At 65.9% G+C, this 17150-nt stretch carries 17 protein-coding genes; 9 read left to right on the plus strand and 8 right to left on the minus strand.

Annotated features, from left to right (window positions below):
- Positions 1-92: 92 nt before the first annotated feature.
- On the plus strand, positions 93-1199 hold the full coding sequence (gene corA / locus F6B93_RS16795; protein ID WP_211696090.1) for a magnesium/cobalt transporter CorA: 1107 nt from the start codon (positions 93-95) through the stop codon (positions 1197-1199).
- 31 nt (positions 1200-1230) lie between these two features.
- On the opposite strand, the gene F6B93_RS16800 is transcribed toward corA, so the two are convergent.
- Genes F6B93_RS16800 through F6B93_RS16825 form a run of 6 tightly spaced genes read right to left on the minus strand, consistent with a single transcriptional unit; the run spans position 1231 to position 6791 of the window.
- Entirely contained in the window at positions 1231-1848 is a 618-nt protein-coding gene (locus tag F6B93_RS16800) for a suppressor of fused domain protein (protein WP_211696091.1), read from the minus strand.
- Positions 1845-3035 carry an ABC transporter ATP-binding protein gene (locus F6B93_RS16805; protein WP_211696092.1) on the minus strand — a complete coding sequence of 397 codons (1191 nt, stop codon included), beginning with the start codon at positions 3033-3035 and terminating at the stop codon, positions 1845-1847. Before F6B93_RS16805 ends, F6B93_RS16800 begins: the two co-directional genes overlap by 4 nt.
- 4 nt (positions 3036-3039) lie before the next feature.
- Positions 3040-3864 (minus strand): carbohydrate ABC transporter permease, encoded by an 825-nt coding sequence (locus F6B93_RS16810; RefSeq protein ID WP_211699556.1) that lies wholly within the window; start codon positions 3862-3864, stop codon positions 3040-3042.
- 4 nt (positions 3865-3868) lie between these two features.
- A complete protein-coding gene (locus F6B93_RS16815; protein WP_246540813.1) occupies positions 3869-4786 on the minus strand; it encodes a carbohydrate ABC transporter permease in 918 nt (305 codons plus the stop codon).
- The gene (locus tag F6B93_RS16820; protein WP_211696093.1) at positions 4783-6249 is read right to left on the minus strand and encodes an extracellular solute-binding protein; all 1467 of its coding nucleotides are present in this window, start codon (positions 6247-6249) and stop codon (positions 4783-4785) included. Before F6B93_RS16820 ends, F6B93_RS16815 begins: the two co-directional genes overlap by 4 nt.
- Positions 6250-6263: 14 nt before the next feature.
- Positions 6264-6791 (minus strand): general stress protein, encoded by a 528-nt coding sequence (locus F6B93_RS16825; RefSeq protein WP_211696094.1) that lies wholly within the window; start codon positions 6789-6791, stop codon positions 6264-6266.
- Positions 6792-6990: 199 nt separating this feature from the next.
- Between F6B93_RS16825 and F6B93_RS16830 the strand changes: the two genes are divergently transcribed.
- From F6B93_RS16830 to F6B93_RS16865, 8 genes are all read left to right on the plus strand, one after another.
- Entirely contained in the window at positions 6991-7566 is a 576-nt protein-coding gene (locus F6B93_RS16830) for a DUF4190 domain-containing protein (protein WP_211696095.1), read from the plus strand.
- Between the two features lie 56 nt (positions 7567-7622).
- Entirely contained in the window at positions 7623-8921 is a 1299-nt protein-coding gene (locus F6B93_RS16835) for a magnesium transporter MgtE N-terminal domain-containing protein (RefSeq protein WP_211696096.1), read from the plus strand.
- A complete protein-coding gene (locus F6B93_RS16840; protein ID WP_211696097.1) occupies positions 8918-9460 on the plus strand; it encodes a DUF1003 domain-containing protein in 543 nt (180 codons plus the stop codon). The genes F6B93_RS16835 and F6B93_RS16840 overlap by 4 nt, the downstream gene beginning before the upstream one ends.
- 110 nt (positions 9461-9570) lie before the next feature.
- On the plus strand, positions 9571-11034 hold the full coding sequence (locus F6B93_RS16845; RefSeq protein WP_211696098.1) for a lytic transglycosylase domain-containing protein: 1464 nt from the start codon (positions 9571-9573) through the stop codon (positions 11032-11034).
- Between the two features lie 51 nt (positions 11035-11085).
- The gene (locus tag F6B93_RS16850; RefSeq protein ID WP_211696099.1) at positions 11086-12249 is read left to right on the plus strand and encodes an Mrp/NBP35 family ATP-binding protein; all 1164 of its coding nucleotides are present in this window, start codon (positions 11086-11088) and stop codon (positions 12247-12249) included.
- 29 nt (positions 12250-12278) lie between these two features.
- Positions 12279-12812 carry a PH domain-containing protein gene (locus F6B93_RS16855; protein WP_211696100.1) on the plus strand — a complete coding sequence of 178 codons (534 nt, stop codon included), beginning with the start codon at positions 12279-12281 and terminating at the stop codon, positions 12810-12812.
- Entirely contained in the window at positions 12809-14302 is a 1494-nt protein-coding gene (locus tag F6B93_RS16860) for a PH domain-containing protein (RefSeq protein ID WP_211696101.1), read from the plus strand. Before F6B93_RS16855 ends, F6B93_RS16860 begins: the two co-directional genes overlap by 4 nt.
- Positions 14299-15135 (plus strand): HAD-IIA family hydrolase, encoded by an 837-nt coding sequence (locus F6B93_RS16865; protein ID WP_211696102.1) that lies wholly within the window; start codon positions 14299-14301, stop codon positions 15133-15135. Before F6B93_RS16860 ends, F6B93_RS16865 begins: the two co-directional genes overlap by 4 nt.
- Positions 15136-15147: 12 nt before the next feature.
- Here the strand turns inward: F6B93_RS16865 and tatB are convergent, their stop codons facing one another.
- Both tatB and htrA read right to left on the minus strand, forming a co-directional pair.
- Positions 15148-15558: a Sec-independent protein translocase protein TatB gene (gene tatB / locus F6B93_RS16870; protein ID WP_211696103.1), complete on the minus strand. Its 411-nt coding sequence runs from the start codon at positions 15556-15558 to the stop codon at positions 15148-15150.
- A gap of 2 nt (positions 15559-15560) precedes the next feature.
- On the minus strand, positions 15561-17075 hold the full coding sequence (htrA, locus tag F6B93_RS16875) for a serine protease HtrA (RefSeq protein WP_211696104.1): 1515 nt from the start codon (positions 17073-17075) through the stop codon (positions 15561-15563).
- Positions 17076-17150: the final 75 nt, after the last annotated feature.

Raw genomic sequence — 17150 nt, forward strand, 5'->3', positions numbered from 1 at the left:
GGGCACCTATCGCCGACTTTCACCGCCAGCAATCCAGCACGCGTAGCATGAAACACCGCCCAGTCAGGCCTGCGTCGCGATGGGAGGTTGCTGTGTTCCCTGGGTTTGATGCGCTCCCCGAAGCACTGAGGCCGCTCGCGAAGCCCAAGACTGCAGCGCCACAAGCAGCGCCCGTGTCCAGCTCACCCGAGCAGGCCTTGGTCGACTGCGGGGTCTACGCCGACGGCCATCGGCTACCCGGCAAGTACACCTACGACGCCGCGCTGCGAGAGGTACGCCGGATCGAACTGACGGGCCAGGCGGCATTCGTCTGGATTGGGTTGCGCGAGCCCGACGAGCTTGAGATGCAAGACGTCGCAGACGTCTTCGGGCTGCACCCGTTGGCGGTCGAGGACGCCGTGCACGCCCATCAGCGACCCAAGCTGGAGCGTTACGACGAGACGCTGTTCCTCGTCCTGAAGACCGTGAACTACGTCCCGCACGAATCGGTGGTCCTGGCCCGCGAAATCGTGGAAACCGGCGAGATCATGATCTTCGTCGGGCGGGATTTCGTCGTCACGGTCCGCCATGGCGACCACGGCGGGCTGTCCGAGGTACGCAAGCGCATGGATTCCGACCCCGAGCAGCTGCGTCTAGGTCCGTATGCGGTGATGCACGCGATCTCCGACTACGTCGTGGACCACTACTTGTCGGTGACCAATCTGATGGAGACGGATATCGACGCCATTGAGGAAGTGGCGTTCGAGCCCAGCCGCAAACTCGATGTCGAACCGATTTACCTGCTCAAGCGTGAAGTCGTGGAACTGCGCCGATGCGTGCACCCGCTCTCCGGTGCGTTCGCCCGGATGCAGACCGAGAACAAAGACCTCATTTCCAAGGAGGTACGGCGCTACCTGCGCGACGTCGCCGATCACCAGACAGAGGCCGCCGACCAGATCGCCAGCTACGACGAGATGCTCAACTCGCTGGTGCATGCCGCGTTGGCCCGCGTGGGCATGCAGCAGAACATGGACATGCGCAAGATCTCGGCCTGGGCGGGCATCGTGGCGGTGCCCACCATGATCGCCGGAATCTACGGTATGAACTTCCAATTCATGCCCGAGCTCAACGAGTGGTGGGGCTACCCAGCGGTCGTCGGCACGATGGTCATCATCTCGCTGTTCCTATATCGCAATTTCCGAAACAGAAACTGGCTCTAAGTCGATCCAGCTCGCGCGGGAGAGGAACCGCTCAGTCAGGTTGGGCGGCTCGGCGATTCGGGTCCCGCACGTCCACGCCCGCGTTGTGCCATGCCTCCCGCAGCGCTTGACCGCCGCCGGCTCCCCGCAGCCGCAACCAGGCTGCCTCGTTTGCGCTGACAGGCGTCGCGGACAGAAAACAGACAGACTCGCGCGGCGGCCCTAGTGCGAGATCGGGGATGTCGCTGCGCCCCAACAACACCGCGGTGAACGGCACCCGACCCGATGGCTGTGTCCATAGGGGCGCGCCGAAGTCGACCAGCGCGTCGGCGGCCAACACCACCCCTTCAACGGCCGGGGTGGCTGCCAGCACCGCCATGGTGCGCGCCAGACCACTCACGAGGACCGGATTCCGCAGACAGAGGACCACTTCGGCACGTGGGCCCGCAATCGAGCCCGCCTCGATCTCGGCCGGATCATTCATCGGGTGACGCGAGCATCCCACCGAAACGTAATGCACACAGTCATCCGCGGTGGAGCGGAACCGCAGTACCTCAATCGGTTCCGCACCCACAAATGTCACACTCGCGGATTGCGGCTCGGCATCGCCGGCTGCCTCCGCAAAGTGGCCGCACAGGTACTTGCGCACCCTCTCGACAGTCTGGGTCACTGTCCATCTGGAGATGCCGGAATAGTCAGATTCACCCCGGAATCGGCATCGAACACCACGAGCTTGGCGGTGTCGAACGCCAACTCGATGGACTGCCCGATCGTCACCTTCGACTCCGCGGGAACTCTTGCCACGAAATTATTTTCGTGTGGCTCCGACTCTCCCTCCGCCACTGCGAGCTCGTCCAATTGCGCTGCGTGGACGGCAGCGCCCGCGGTGGTGAAATAGACGTACTTGTCCGAGCCCAGCGACTCGACGAGGTCAGCGTTCACTTCGAAAGCGAGCGCTCGGATGCGTTGGTACGCGTCGATGAGTGCGGCATCGGTGATGTGCTCTGGCCGGATGCCGACGATGACGTTTTCCGGTTTGGGGTGCTGCGCAACGACGGCCTGCACCTCGGGAGTCAGCGTCACCTCGCCGAATGGCAGGGTCAATGCGACCGCGTTCAACGTAGCGGGGAAGAAATTCATCGCCGGCGAGCCGATGAAGCCGGCGACGAACAGATTCGCCGGCCGCTCGTAAAGCTCTTGGGGAGTGCCGATCTGCTGGACCACGCCCCCATACATCACCACCACCCGGTCACCCAGCGTCATGGCCTCGGTCTGGTCGTGCGTGACGTAGACGGTCGTAGTGCCCAGTCTGCGCTGCAACCGGGCGATCTCCCCGCGCATCTGCACGCGCAGTTTCGCGTCGAGGTTGGACAACGGCTCGTCCATCAAGAATGCCTTGGGATGTCGCACGATGGCCCTGCCCATCGCGACCCGTTGGCGTTGACCACCCGACAACTGCGATGGCTTACGATCCAACAGGTTGCTGAGATCCAGGATTCTGGCCGTGTCCTCGACCTTCTGGGCGATGTCGGCCTTTTTCATCTTCGCCAGGGTCAGCGGAAACGCGATGTTCTGCCGTACCGTCATATGCGGGTAGAGCGCATACGACTGGAACACCATGGCGATGTCCCGGTCCTTGGGCGCCTTTTCGTTGACTCGCTCGCCGCCGATTCGCAGCTCTCCTGAAGAGATATCCTCAAGTCCAGCAATCATATTCAGCGTTGTGGTCTTTCCACAGCCGGAGGGCCCGACGAGGATGAGGAATTCGCCGTCGGCGATGGTGAGGTTCAGGTCCTGCACCGCCGTGGCGCCGTCGGGGTAACTCTTGTTGACGTGATCCAGCACAATCTCGGCCATCGCGCTATCCCTTCACAGCGCCAGAGGTCAACCCGGCAACAATGCGTCGTTGGAAGACTAGAACAAAGATGACGATCGGGACCGTGATCACTATCGCACCGGCCGCGATCGATCCGGTCGGCTCCTCGAATTGCGAACTGCCGGTGAAGTTGGCGATAGCCACCGGAGCGGTAATGGCCGCTTTGGTGGCGGTCAGCGACAGCGCAAGCAGCAGGTCGTTCCAGGCGAAGATGAACACGAGGATGGCCGCGGTCACCAGACCCGGCGCCGCCAGCGGCACGATCACCTTGCGAAAAGCCTGGCCCGGCGTGGCGCCGTCCATTGTGGCGGCCTTCTCCAGGTCCCACGGAATCTCCCGGAAGAATGCCGACAACGTGTATATCGCGAGCGGCAATGCGAACGTGATGTAGGGCACGATCAGCCCCGTCCAGGTGTCGAACAGACCGATCGCGCGTTCGATGTTGAACAACGGTGTCACCAGCGAGATCGCCGGGAACATCGTGATCAGTAGAGCGGCTCCGATCAGCACGCGTTTGCCCCGAAATTCCAGCCGGGCAACCGCATAAGCCGCCATTGCGCCAAGCACCACCGCGATCACCGTGGTGATCAGACCGATTCCGATGGAGTTGATCAACGCGGAGCTGAAGAAGTCGCCGCGAAAGATGGCACGGTAGTTGTCGAGAGTCACCGTCGACGGAATGAGCCTGCCATCCTTGACGGTTGACGTTGGCTTGAGGGACAGGCTCAGGATCCACAGCACCGGAAGTAACGCGTACCCCACCACTACCGCGTCGACGGCGACCCACATCGTGGCGCGCCGCGCGCTCACTCGGTCAGCGCCCATGGGCGTTCCCACCGGGCGCCGCGGCGCCGAAGATCTTGATGAAGAGGACCGCAATGAGGGCCACGCAGCCGAAGATCAACACACTGATCGCCGAGCCGAGCCCCACATTGAAACCCTTGAACAGGTTGTCGTAGCCGAGGATCGACACCGACCCGGTGTTGTTGTCGCCGCCGGTGAGCACATAGATGTTGTCGAAGATCCGGAACGCGTCCAGAGTCCGGAAGAGCAAGGCGACCACTACTGCCGGCTTGATGATCGGCAACGTGATCCGCGTCAGCCGCCGCCAGGCACCGGCACCGTCGACCTCGGCAGCCTTGAGTAGATCCTCGGGCACTAGCGCGAGGCCGGCCAGCAACAGTAGCGACATGAACGGTGTGGTCTTCCAGACCTCGGCGATCACGACGATGCCCAGCGATGGGATCTGCTGAGTCAACGGCGCCTCGGTCAGCGGTGAACCTTGCGGCAGCAAGTTCGCCAGATACCCGGTGCCCGGCGTCCATGCGTAGTACCAGCTGTACGACGCGACCACCGTGACAATGCCGTAGGGGATGAGCACCGCTGTGCGCACCAATCCCTTGCCGATCAGCGTGCGATGCATCGCCAGCGCCAGCGCCAGGCCCAGCACGAACTCCAGCGTCACTGAAACCACGGTGATCGCGACCGTCACGGACAGCGCCGTCCACCAGTATCGGTCGGTCAAGACCGTCTGATAGTTGGCGAGGCCGACAAACGCCGTGTCGTTCGGGGTGGCCAGGTTATAGCGCTGCAGGCTTAGCCACACCGCGTAACCGATCGGATAGGCCGTCACCGCCAGCATCAGCAGCGCCGCAGGCGCAACCAGGATCAACGCCAGTCGCTGTTCGGCGCGCCGACCCCGATTTCGGGTCCCGGCGGCGAGGGCGGTCACGGAAGCAGGCCCCTGCCGTCAATGGCCTGCTGCGCCTGCGCGGCGAGTTCATCGGCCGTGGACTCCGGATCGATCTCGGTGACGGGGCTCAGTGCCGCCGCGAGCCGGATAGACAACGCCTGATACACCGGCGTCGCCGGGCGCACCGCGGCGTCGGTGAGTTGCCGGCGGATGATCGAATGCATCGGGTACTTGGCTTGAAATTGCGGGTCGGAGTACAGCGACGCCCGCACCGCGGGCAGACCCCCTTCCAGCGACACATATTTCTGGTTCTGCAGATCACGCAAGCAGCGCACCGCCTCGAACGCCTCGGCGCGGTGCCGGGTCGTCTTGGCCACGGCCAGGTTCAACCCGCCGATTGTCACCTTGGCAGTCCTCCCGGGCGCCACGCCCGGATAGGGCGCGAAACCGAACACCTTCTGGCTGGCCGCATACGCGACGCGGAACTGCTCGTCGGTGGGCGCGAAGGTTCCGACGTCGTTGATGCTGCCCGCCAGCTCCGGGATCCGGTTGAGCGGCAGGAACGGTACGCCGCCCTTGACCGCGTTCTCCAGCATCGACGCGAGCACGTACGGCCAGTTGACCTCCAGCGCAGCCTTTCCCTGTTCAACCGCCAGCCGCGCGGTGCCTTCGTCGCTGCGCGTGATCGATGGGTCGGCTCCGGGGGCGATGGCCACCGACTTCATGATCCGCAGCGCGGCGACGGTCGCGGCGCGGTGAGCTGGCGTATCGATCAAGGTGACGTGCTTGCCGTCCTCGGAGAGCACTGATCCGCCGGCACTGGCCAGCAGCGTGTTGAACCACACCACCAAGCCCTCACCTTGGTTCGCCTGGACAGCGATCCAGCTGGGCTCACCCGCAGCGTGCAACCGGGTCGCGTCAGCCACCATCGCGTTCCAATCCGATGGCGGCTTCCCCACCAAATCCGCTCGATACCAGAGTAATTGGGTGTTGGTAGTGACCGGAGCCGCGTAGAGTTCGTGCTTCCACCTGGCCGTCGCGAGCGGGCCCGGCAGGGTGTCGAACGTTGCATCTGTCTCGGCCTGCCCGGCCGGGTCGGCAGAAAGCGGTAGCGCCCACCCCGCCTCGGCGAACTCCGCGGTCCACACCACGTCCATTGCCATCACGTCCAAGGTGCGGTCATTACCTGTCAGCCGCCTCGCCAGCTGCAGTCGTTGGTCGTCGGGCGATTTGGCCAGACTGAAGTGCTCAATGGTGAACCGGTTGTCCAACCGTTCGGTGCAGCGCTCGGCAATCGCCGTGAATGTGGCGCTGTCGCTGGCCGGCGTGTAGAGGCTGATCACCAGCCCACCCGACCTGCCCCAACCGCCGTACCCGCAGGCAGCGACAACCGAAGCGACAACCACCATGCCCAGCGCAGCCGCGCCCAGCGGCCGAATGCGTTCGCCCAGACTCAACACCGCTCGGACTACCCCACGCCTCTCATGACGCCTCTCATGCATCTCGTCGCGGAGCGTCAGATCGCCAGGCGAGCCAGCAGATCCCGCGCCTTTTCCGCGTTTTGCGGATCACAGAGTACGTCGTAGCGGCCGGCCACCAATTGCATGGTTGAGCTGAAATCCCTGGTACCGCGTGCCATTGCGTAGGGGACCGCCGAAGTAATCAGTCCGAAGAACACGCCGGCGATCAGGCCGGTGGCCAACGCGGCCCACGGGTTGGGGCTGAAAAACCCCAGGATGAGCCCGATGAACAAGCCGAGCCAGGCGCCGCTGATCACACCGCCACCGATAACTTTCGGCCACGTCAACCGGCCGGTGACCCGTTCCACCTGCATGAGGTCGACGCCGACCATGGTCACCTGCTGTACCGGGAATTGCTGTTCCGATAGGTAGTCGACCGCGCGCTGAGCCTCGGCATAGGTGGGATAGGACCCAACGGGCCAGCCTTTGGGCGGCGTCGGCAATCCGGGAACGCCGCGCCGACCCGCAGCTGCACCGGTGGGTGTGGAACCAGGAACCTGTCCGGGCTGGAATGGGCTAGTCATCGGTTGCCATTGTCCTCTGCCCCCTTCGCCAGGGCCATAGTTTCACGTCCAGTCAGGTGCAGCGATTCGGTCACACGATTGCCAGTCCGCGCGGGCAATCGAGACGCGCTGCCCGTCGCGTCCGGGCCACCCGATCCGCTGCCGCGCCCGCCCCCAACCCCCCGTTCCCGCGCCTGCCCGGCAGGCTAGGTTGAATACCATGACAGCTCCGGGCGGCCCCCCGAACGAGGGTGCGCACGACGGCGCAACGGGGCCCCCGGCGGCCGGGGATCCGGGCCCCGAACAGGTTTGGGAAGCTCCCGGGGCTGCCCCGGCTCCGCCGCCGATGGCCGGTTATCCGCCTCCGGCCTATGAGCCGCCTGGCGATGCCCCCGGATACCCACCGCCCGGTTACCAACCGCCAGCAGGCTATGGCGACCCGCCGTTCCCACCCATGCCACCACCGTATGGCGCGGCTCCGCCCAACTACGGACCGCCACCGTATCCGGGCGGGTATTCCGGCGGTTATCCGCCGGCGCCGGGCTACCTGGGTGGGTACGGAGCACCGCAACAGGGGCTGAACGCCATGGCGATCGCCGCCTTGGTCGCGTCCGGCGTCGGTGTCTTCTGCTGCATCGGCTCGGTGGTCGGCATCGTGCTCGGCACGATCGCGATCAACCAGATCAAGCAGACTCGTGAGGACGGCTACGGGCTGGCGGTGGCAGGCATCGTGCTCGGCATCGCAACCTTGGCGGTGTATCTGATCGTCGGGATCTTCACCCTGCCTTCGCGATAATGATGGCCGCCCCTCGGCACCTGCCTGCCGGCAACCGGCTGCCTAGGCTCTCCACCATGGGATCGGTCAACAGGGTGTATGTGGCGCGGCTGTCGCGGATGTTGGTACTCGGACCACTAGGCGAATCCTTCGGACGCGTCCGCGACGTGGTGATCAGCATCAGCATCGTCCGTCAACAACCACGAGTCCTGGGGCTGGTCGTCGACTTGGCGACCCGCCGGAAGATCTTCATCCCGATTCTGCGGGTCGCCGCGATCGAGCCCCATGCGGTGACGCTGAGCACGGGCAACGTGTCACTGCGCCACTTCGAGCAACGTCCGGGCGAGGTTCTGGCGCTGGGCCAGGTGCTCGACACACCGGTCCGGGTCAACGATCCGGAACTGCCGGAGCTGGCCAGCGTCGACGTCGCGATCACCGACCTGAGTATCGAGCAAACCCGGACCCGCGATTGGCTGGTATCCCGGGTCGCCGTCCGGAGCCACCGCCGGCTGAGACGACGCGGCCCCGTGCACGTCGTTGAGTGGCACAACGTGCATGGATTGACGCCGTCCGCGTTGGCGATGCCGGGTCAAGACGTGGCCCAGCTCCTCGCCCAGTTCGAGGGCCGCAAGGCCGTCGATGTGGCGGACGCCATCCGCGGGCTACCACCGAAGCGCCAATACGAGGTGTTCAAGGCGCTGGGCGACGAGCGATTGGCCGACATCCTGCAGGAACTGCCCGAGCTGGATCAGGCCCAGGTGTTGTCGCAATTGGGCACCGAACGCGCGGCTGACGTCCTCGAGGAGATGGATCCCGACGATGCCGCCGATCTGTTGGGTGTGCTGAGTCCGAACGATGCCGAGCTCCTGCTGACGCAGATGGATCCTGGGGATTCCGGTCAGGTGCGACGGCTCCTGACGCATTCTCCCGATACCGCGGGCGGCTTGATGACGTCCGAGCCTGTAGTCCTGACCCCCGACACCTCCGTTGCCGAGGCGCTAGCCCGGGTGCGTGATCCCGAACTCACGCCTGCGCTGTCGTCAATGGTCTTTGTCGCTCGCCCACCGACGGACACACCCACGGGCCGCTATCTGGGCTATGTGCAACTTCAGCGGCTGCTCCGCCAGCCTCCGGCCGAGCTGGTGGGCGGAATCGTCGATACCGACCTGCTGACCCTGGAACCGGAGACCCCACTGGCAGGGGTGACCCGCTACTTCGCCGCGTACAACCTGGTTTGTGGACCGGTGGTCGACGACCAAAACCACCTGTTGGGAGCGGTGACCGTCGATGACCTACTCGATCACCTGCTGCCGCAGGACTGGCGCGTACGTATGGAGGAGTTTGACGCTGCAACCAGACGCGGGGGACCCCAATGAGTAAGTCCGCGGCGCCGCGGCGGCTGTACACCCCACGGACGTCGCGCATTTCTGCACCGCGGGTCGACCCCGACGCGGTCGGGCAGTTCACCGAATCCATCGCGCGGTTCTTCGGCACCGGCCGCTACCTGCTCCTACAGACGATGGTGGTGGTGATTTGGATCGCGCTCAACATGTTCGCCCTCCAACTACGCTGGGACCCTTACCCATTCATCCTGCTCAACCTGGCTTTCTCCACGCAGGCGGCGTATGCGGCGCCGCTCATCCTGCTTGCCCAGAACCGGCAGGAAAACCGGGACCGCGTGGCGTTGGACGAGGATCGTCGGCGCGCGGCGCAGACCAAAGCCGACACGGAATACCTCGCCCGGGAACTGGCCGCACTGCGGCTCGCCATCGGCGAAGTACCGACGCGTGATTACTTGCGTCACGAACTGGAGAACCTGCGCACTCTGCTGGCCGACATGCCGGCGACCAAGCCGGATGGCGGGCCACCAGTGGCGGCCGACGGAGCCGAGCGGCGGACCAAGAAGCCCGGATGACAATCAACCCCCCATTGCGCCACTCCCGTCACAAGAGTTATGTATGGTGATCTAGTTCACGACACTGAGAAAACGTAGTTCCCGACGGCTCACACACTGAGGACGGTCGAGTGCGCATAGGGGGACGCCGGGCCACAGGCCCGGCCGTCGCAACGGTGCGGCAGCGGGCACTTCGCCTGATGCGGCCAGTGTTTGGCATCGCCGTGATCACACCGTTGGTATTGGGCAGCGCGGTCAGTGCAGCGGCACCGTCTTTCACCGCACAGACACTGCCCATGCCCACCGCTATCGCCCCAATGGCTTCCGTCGCCACGTCTGCCGCCGCGGCGTCCGGCCCGGTCGTGATCGCCATCCAGCGCCCACCAGCCAGCTTCCACTTCGCCGAGTCTGCGCTTTCCGCCCCCCCGCCCCCAATGATCGTGAACTCACCGGGCCGGTTGGGCATTCCGACGATGGCGCTTACCGCCTACCGCAAGGCCGAACAGCGCATGGCCACGGCGGCCCCGGGCTGCGGCATCAGCTGGAACCTGCTGGCTGGGATCGGGCGCATCGAGTCACTCCACGCCAACGGCGGTGCCACCGATTCGCACGGCACCGCCTACCCTCCGATCTACGGCCCGGCGCTGGACGGCACCCTGCCCGGCAACGAGGTCATCATCCAGAGCCAAGTCGGCAATCGCGTCACGTATGCCCGCGCGATGGGGCCCATGCAGTTCTTGCCTGGCACCTGGGCGCGTTACGCCTCAGACGGCAACGGCAACGGCGTCGCCGACCCGCAGAACATCTTCGACTCCACGCTGGCGGCCGCCCGCTACCTGTGCAGCGGCGGGCTCAACTTGCGGGATTCGACGCAGGTCATGTCCGCGATCCTGCGCTACAACAACTCGATGCCCTACGCCCGCAACGTACTGGGATGGGCAGCGGGCTACGCCACCGGCGTGTTCCCCGTCGACCTGCCGCCGATCGTGGGACCACCCCCGCCGCTCGGCGACGCCCACCTGGAGCATTCGGAGGGTCTTGGGCCCGGCTTGCCGATGAACATCAACGGTCTGGCCGCTGACGACCCGATGGCGCATATGCCGTTGATCAACTTCAACCCGCCCCAGTATGCCTTCAACCCGCCCCAGCTCGCCTTCAACCCGCCTCCGATGTTTCCGTGGATGGCGCCACAGACACCGCAGCCCGGCTGCACGGTGATCTGCATAAACTCGCAGACCCCGCCGGGCGCGTTTCCCCCTGGGTTAGGTCCGTCACCCTTCCCACCGTTCGCCCCGCCGCCGGCTGCGCCCCCGCCGCCCAATCCGCTGGCCCCGCTGGCCCCTCCGCCACCGCCGAATCCGCTGGCTCCGCCGGCCGCTCCCCCGCCGCCGGATCCGCTAGCTCCGCCCGCAGCGCCACAGCCGGATCCGCTGGCACCTCCTGGCAATCCGCCGCCGGGCCTGCCGCCGGCGGAACCGCCCGCGGGTGCGCCCCCGGAGCCAGCGCCTGCTGGCCCGCCACCGCCGAATCCCCTGGGCCCGCCAGCACCCAACGCACCGGCGCCCGATGCCCCGGCGCCACCGCCGTTCGGCTGACCCCTCGACCGGCCTGCCGAGCGCAAGCCAAGCCGCCTAGACTCAGCGGTGATGTCCGCGACCGCCAATGATGATCTGATTGCCACGATCCGCGCCGCCCTGGCGAAGGTGATCGACCCCGAACTGCGTCGCCCCATCACCGATCTTGGGATGGTCAAGAGCATCGACGTCAGCCCCCGCGGCGATGTGCACGTCGAGATCTATCTGACCATTGCCAGCTGTCCGAAGAAGTCTGAAATCAGCGAGCGCGTCACCCAGGCAGTCGCCGACGTCCCGGGCACGGCGGCGGTGCAGGTCACCCTGGATGTGATGAGCGACGAGCAACGCACCGAACTGCGCAAGCGGTTGCGCGGCACGGGATCTGATCCCAACGGCGAACCGGTCATTCCGTTCGCCCAACCAAGCTCGCTGACTCGGGTGTATGCCGTCGCCTCCGGCAAAGGCGGAGTCGGAAAGTCCACCGTCACAGTCAACCTGGCCGCTGCGATGGCCGCTCGCGGACTCTCGGTCGGCGTGCTGGACGCCGATATCTACGGCCACTCCATCCCCCGGATGATGGGCAGCACCGACCGGCCCACCCAAGTCGAGTCCATGATCCTGCCGCCCATTGCCCATGAGGTCAGAGTCATTTCGATCGCCCAATTCACGAAGTCCAACACGGCCGTGGTGTGGCGCGGACCGATGCTGCACCGGGCACTCCAGCAGTTCCTGGCGGACGTGTATTGGGGCGATCTGGACGTACTCCTGCTTGACCTGCCACCTGGAACTGGTGACATTGCCATCTCGGTGGCCCAGCTGATCCCCAATGCCGAAATCCTCGTGGTGACCACACCCCAGCTGGCCGCCGCGGAGGTGGCCGAACGGGCCGGCAGCATCGCGCTGCAGACCCGTCAGCGCATTGTCGGTGTCGTGGAAAACATGTCAGGGCTCACGCTGCCGGATGGCACGAGGCTGCAGGTTTTCGGTGAGGGAGGCGGCCAGCAGGTCGCCGACCAGCTGTCCCGGGCGGTTGGCGCTGACGTGCCGCTGCTAGGCCAGATCCCGTTGGACCCTGCGTTGGTTGCCGCCGGCGATGCGGGCGTACCCATCGTATTGAGCACACCCGACTCGAGGGCGGGCAAGGAACTGCTCGGCATCGCCGACAATCTGTCCGCGCGGCGGCGCGGACTGGCTGGCATGTCGCTGGGGCTCGATACGACGCGACGCGAACCATAGGTCACCCCCGATCACGTTCTCTGCTTCCATTGGGCCATGCTCAAACCGTGGGAAGTGCCACGGGTCCGGGTATGAACCAGTTCACGCTGGCCGAACCGGCACATCCGCCGAGCAGCAACGCACCGGTGATGTGGGCACTGTCGGCCGCGGTGGGCTGGGTGATCCCGGTGATCGCACAGCTCGTGTGGTGGGGGGTGCAGCCGCGACCGTTATGGCCCCACTTCGTCGCGGCCGCTGTTACCGCGGCGCTGATGGTGGCACACATCGGGGTGGTCCCGGTATGGCGCTACCGAGTGCATCGCTGGGAGATCAGCCCGCAAGCCGTCTTCACCCGCACCGGCTGGTTCGTACAGGAGCGCCGTATCGCTCCGATCTCTCGCGTGCAGACTGTCGACACCTTCCGCGGGCCAATGGACCGGTTATTCGGGCTGGCCAATGTCACGGTCACGACGGCCTCTTCGGCAGGGGCCGTGCAGATCGAGGCCCTTGACAACGACGTCGCCGATCGGGTGGTAGCCCAGCTGACCGACATCGCGGCGCTACGGGGCGAGGATGCGACATGATGACCCGACCCAACGAATGGCACCATCTGAGCCCCCGCATGTTGCTCGTGCATCCGATTCACGAGATGTTGCGCCAGCTCCCGGTGCTCGTCGGATCGGTCGTGCTGGGGTCGGCAACCGGCAATGCGTCGTGGCCGCTGGTGGCGCTGGGCGTGACGGTGGTATTCGGTCTGCTGCGTTGGTTTTTCACCACCTACCGCATTGACGACGAGAATGTGTCCTTGCGTACCGGCGTAATGGCGCGGCGCCAGATCTCGATACCGCGCAGCCGGATTCGCTCGGTGGAGACCGAGGCGCGCCTGCTGCACCGGCTGGTCGGACTGACGGTGCTACGGGTGGGCACTGGGCAACAAGCGGGAGGCGAGGCCGCCTTCGTGCTCGACGCGGTCGAATCGGCACTAGTGCCGCAGCTGCGCGCGTCGCTGCTAGCCGAGTCGCTGGCGGATACTCCGGGCGGTGAAGCCGCCGAACCCAGTGGCCAGGTGTTGGCCCGGTGGCAGCCGTCCTGGTTGCGCTATGCGCCGCTGAGCTTTTCGGGCCTCGTCATGATCGGCGCGGTGATCGGCGTGGGGTACCAGACCGGACTGGCCCTGGGGCTGCCGGAATCGGGCTTCGCCACGTCGACGGTGGACGCCATCCAACGAACCGGGGTGGTGTTGGTGCTGACGGTCGCGCTCGCGGTGGTGGTAGCGATCGCGGCACCGCTGGCGGTGCTGTTCTCGTGGCTAACCTACGGCAATTTGCTCCTGCGCCGCGACACCGGACGGCAGCACGGGGTGCTGCACTTGCGCTACGGGCTGCTCAGGATCCGCGAGCGCACCTTCGACATGAGTCGACTGCGCGGCGCCACCTTGCGGGAACCGTTGCTGGTACGAGCACTTCGAGGCGCCCGACTCGATGCTGTGATGACCGGCGTACACGGCGATGGCGAGTCGGCGGTCCTGCTGCCGCCGTGTCCATCGGAGACCGCGGTAGCCGTGTTGGTGGACTTGATCGGTAACCAGGACGCGGCCGCCGGCCCGCTGCGGACGCACGGCCCGGCCGCCACTCGTCGCCGATGGACCCGCGTGCTGCTGCTGCCAGCGATCGCGGGATTTGGGCTCATCGCGACCGCGTCGACAGTCGGCGTACCGGCGTGGACACCGACGGCGTGGGCAGTGTTGACCGCGTGCTGTGCCGGGATCGCAGCCGATCGCGCTCGATCGCTCGGCCACCGGGTCGCCGACGGCTGGCTGGTAGCCCGCGCTGGCAGCCTAGAACGTCGCCGCGACTGCATCGCGTGTGACGGGGTAATCGGCTGGACGGTGCGCCAAACGCTGTTCCAGCGCCGAGCAGGTGTGGCTACCCTCGTTGCGGCCACGGCTGCCGGTCGCAAGAGCTACCAGGTGATCGATGTGCCCACGGAGGCGGCGTGGTCGGTCGCTGGTGCCGCGTCACCGTGGGTGGCCGACAGCATGTGGGCGCGCCATGATGATGCGGGCGCCCCATGAAGCTCGGCGCGGGCGCCACGACGCCGTCGGGGGTGCTGTTCGACATCGACGGCGTACTGGTGTTGTCATGGCGGCCGATTCCTGGCGCGGCCGAGACAGTGCAGCAACTGGCCAGTCATCACATCGCCTGCTCATATCTGACCAACACCACCACGCGCACTCGTCGACAGATCGCCCAGGCGCTAGGTGAGGCCGGGATCGCCGTCGCTGCCGACGAGGTGATCACGGCGGGGGCGCTGACTGCCGAGTATCTGCGGGCCAAATATCCCGGCAGGCGGTGCTTCCTCGTCAATAGCGGCGACATCAGCGAAGACATGTCCGGCATCAACCTCGTCTCGTCGACCGAATTTGGGCCCGCAGACCGCCCCGATACACCCGACGTCGTGGTGCTCGGCGGCGCCGGGCCGGAATTCGACCACCTCACGCTGAGCCGGGTCTACGAGTGGATGGTCGACGGCGTGCCCGTGGTCGCGATGCACCGCAGCAGGATGTGGACCACTGATAGGGGCACCCGGATCGACACCGGGACGTATCTGACGGGGTTGGAAGAGGCCTCGGGGCGCATGGCGACCGCCGTCGGCAAGCCCGCAGCCGAGGGGTTCCTCACCGCAGCGAGCCGCATCGGGGTTGACGCAGAGCGGGTGGTCATGATCGGAGACGATCTACGCAACGATGTGGTGGCCGCCCAAGCTGTGGGTATGACCGGCGTGCTGGTACGTACCGGCAAGTTCCGCCAGGACGCGCTGGACCGCTGGGTGGCCGACGACGCGGCGACCCCACCCGACAACATCATCGACTCGGTAGCCGACCTGCCAGAGTTACTCGGGCTCTAGTTCGTCGCCGAACTAGGTCGCGTCGGTGTCGAAAGGGGCGGCACTTTCTGCGACATCCTCCGCGGCTTCCAGCCCGGCATGCGGCGGCACCGCCGAGCTCACCCCATCCGGCGCCGCCGACGTCGGCTTGTCAAAGTTTCCCGTGAACAACGAGTCATCGCCGTCAAGGAGATGCTTGGTCAAAGCCGCACGCGGTGTCATTCCCCGCAGCTTCTGCAGCTCTCCGAGATGTCCCCGCAGATCGTCGAATTCCGGCCCCATGTCCTCGCGCAGCTGGCTGGTCATGCCGCTGAGATAGTCCCGTGCCTGCCGCAAGGCGCTCGCCGTCCAGCGGATGGCCCCCGGCAGCCGCTCCGGGCCCAGCACCACCAGCCCGACCACGACAAGGACGAGCATTTCCCCCCAGCCGATGTTGGCGAACACAGCTAGCTGGTATCGGGCTCGGGTTTGACGGTGAGCGTGACGTGCCGACCATCGCGGACCACCTCAATCGGTGCGTCTTGGCCGATGGTCAGCCGGCGCACCGCCACAACGAACTCGTCGGCGTCGGCGACGGTGCGGTCACCGACCTTGACGATCACGTCGTTCTCCAGGATTCCGCCCTTTTGCGCTGGGCTTCCGGCCTTCACATTGGCTACCTGTGCGCCCGAGGCGATCGCGTTGCTTACCGACCGGGTGCTGATCCCCAGCGTGGGGTGCACGATCTTTCCGTCTTTGATCAGGGCTTCGGCAACCATTTTCATCTCGTTGACCGGAATCGCAAAGCCCAGACCACTCGCGCTCTCCGACAGCGACTTACCCGCCGTGTTGATACCGATCACCTGGGAATCCATGTCGATGAGCGCGCCGCCGGAGTTACCGTGGTTGATCGAAGCGTCGGTCTGGATCGCGTCGATGACGGTATCGGTGTCCGAGCCCTCCCCCGACAGCGGTACCGGCCGGTGCAATGCGCTGACGATGCCTTGGGTCACCGTACTGCGTAGACCAAGCGGTGCACCGACGGCGAGAACCTCATCCCCGACACGGGCCTTGGCCGAGTCCCCCAGCCGCGCCACGGTCAGATTGTCGACGTTGTCGACCTTGAGAACGGCCAGGTCGGTTTTGGGGTCGCGGCCCACCAGGTTGGCGGGCACTTCTTTGCCATCGTTGAACACGACCGTCGTCGTGAATTGACTGGGATTGTTGGCCGCCTCGGAAATCACGTGATTGTTGGTGACGATGTAGCCGCGACCGTCGACGATGACGCCGGAGCCCTGCATACCCTCCTGGTCACTGACCGACTCGACCGTTACCACCGAGTCGGCCACCGCGGCCGCCACCTTGGTGAACCGGCCAGCCGGCTCTTGGACGTTGCCACTCGTCGACAAGGTCACCTTCGACGTGGTGAACGCATCGACGACTTCGGCCGTCTTGCGGCCAATCACACCACCGATGCCGCCGATTACCAGCGCGATGGCCACCAGCACGCCGAGCGCCAACGAGGACACCTTGCCGCCGAACAACACGTCACGCACGCCAAGCTTGCCGCTGCCGCCCAAGGCACTGTGCGGTACCGGCGGGGCAAGGGCGGGAGTGCCCAGAGCTGCCGCCGCTGCGGGATCGCGCCACGGGTCGTCCGTCTCGTCAAGCTGAGCGGCGTCTTTCTCGGCGCTCAGCGCCCCGGCATCGATCGGGTGGCGCTGTAGCGAGTCAGCAGCGCCCAGGGGGCGGCCGAAGGCCTCCTCCAATACCGGATCGGCCGGTTGACTATTCGATGTGAACTCGGCCTGGTCCCGATACTTCTGCGGGCGCACGCGTTCGGCCACGAAGGACCCCGGCACGCCGGCCGGCCGGCCGAACGCCTGACGCGACGCAGCGTCGACTGGTGGCCGGGAAACAGGGCGCGGGGCCAGGCGGTCTTCCCCGTTGGAGCCGCCGTTGTTGCCTTGGTCGGAGGTCACAAGTTCCTCTTCTGGTTCCTCTTCTGGATCGCTCGTTCGAGCCTTGACGCACGCGGCCTTCTGCCGGACAGATCC

This window comes from Mycobacterium spongiae (assembly GCF_018278905.1).
Taxonomy (GTDB): domain Bacteria; phylum Actinomycetota; class Actinomycetes; order Mycobacteriales; family Mycobacteriaceae; genus Mycobacterium; species Mycobacterium spongiae.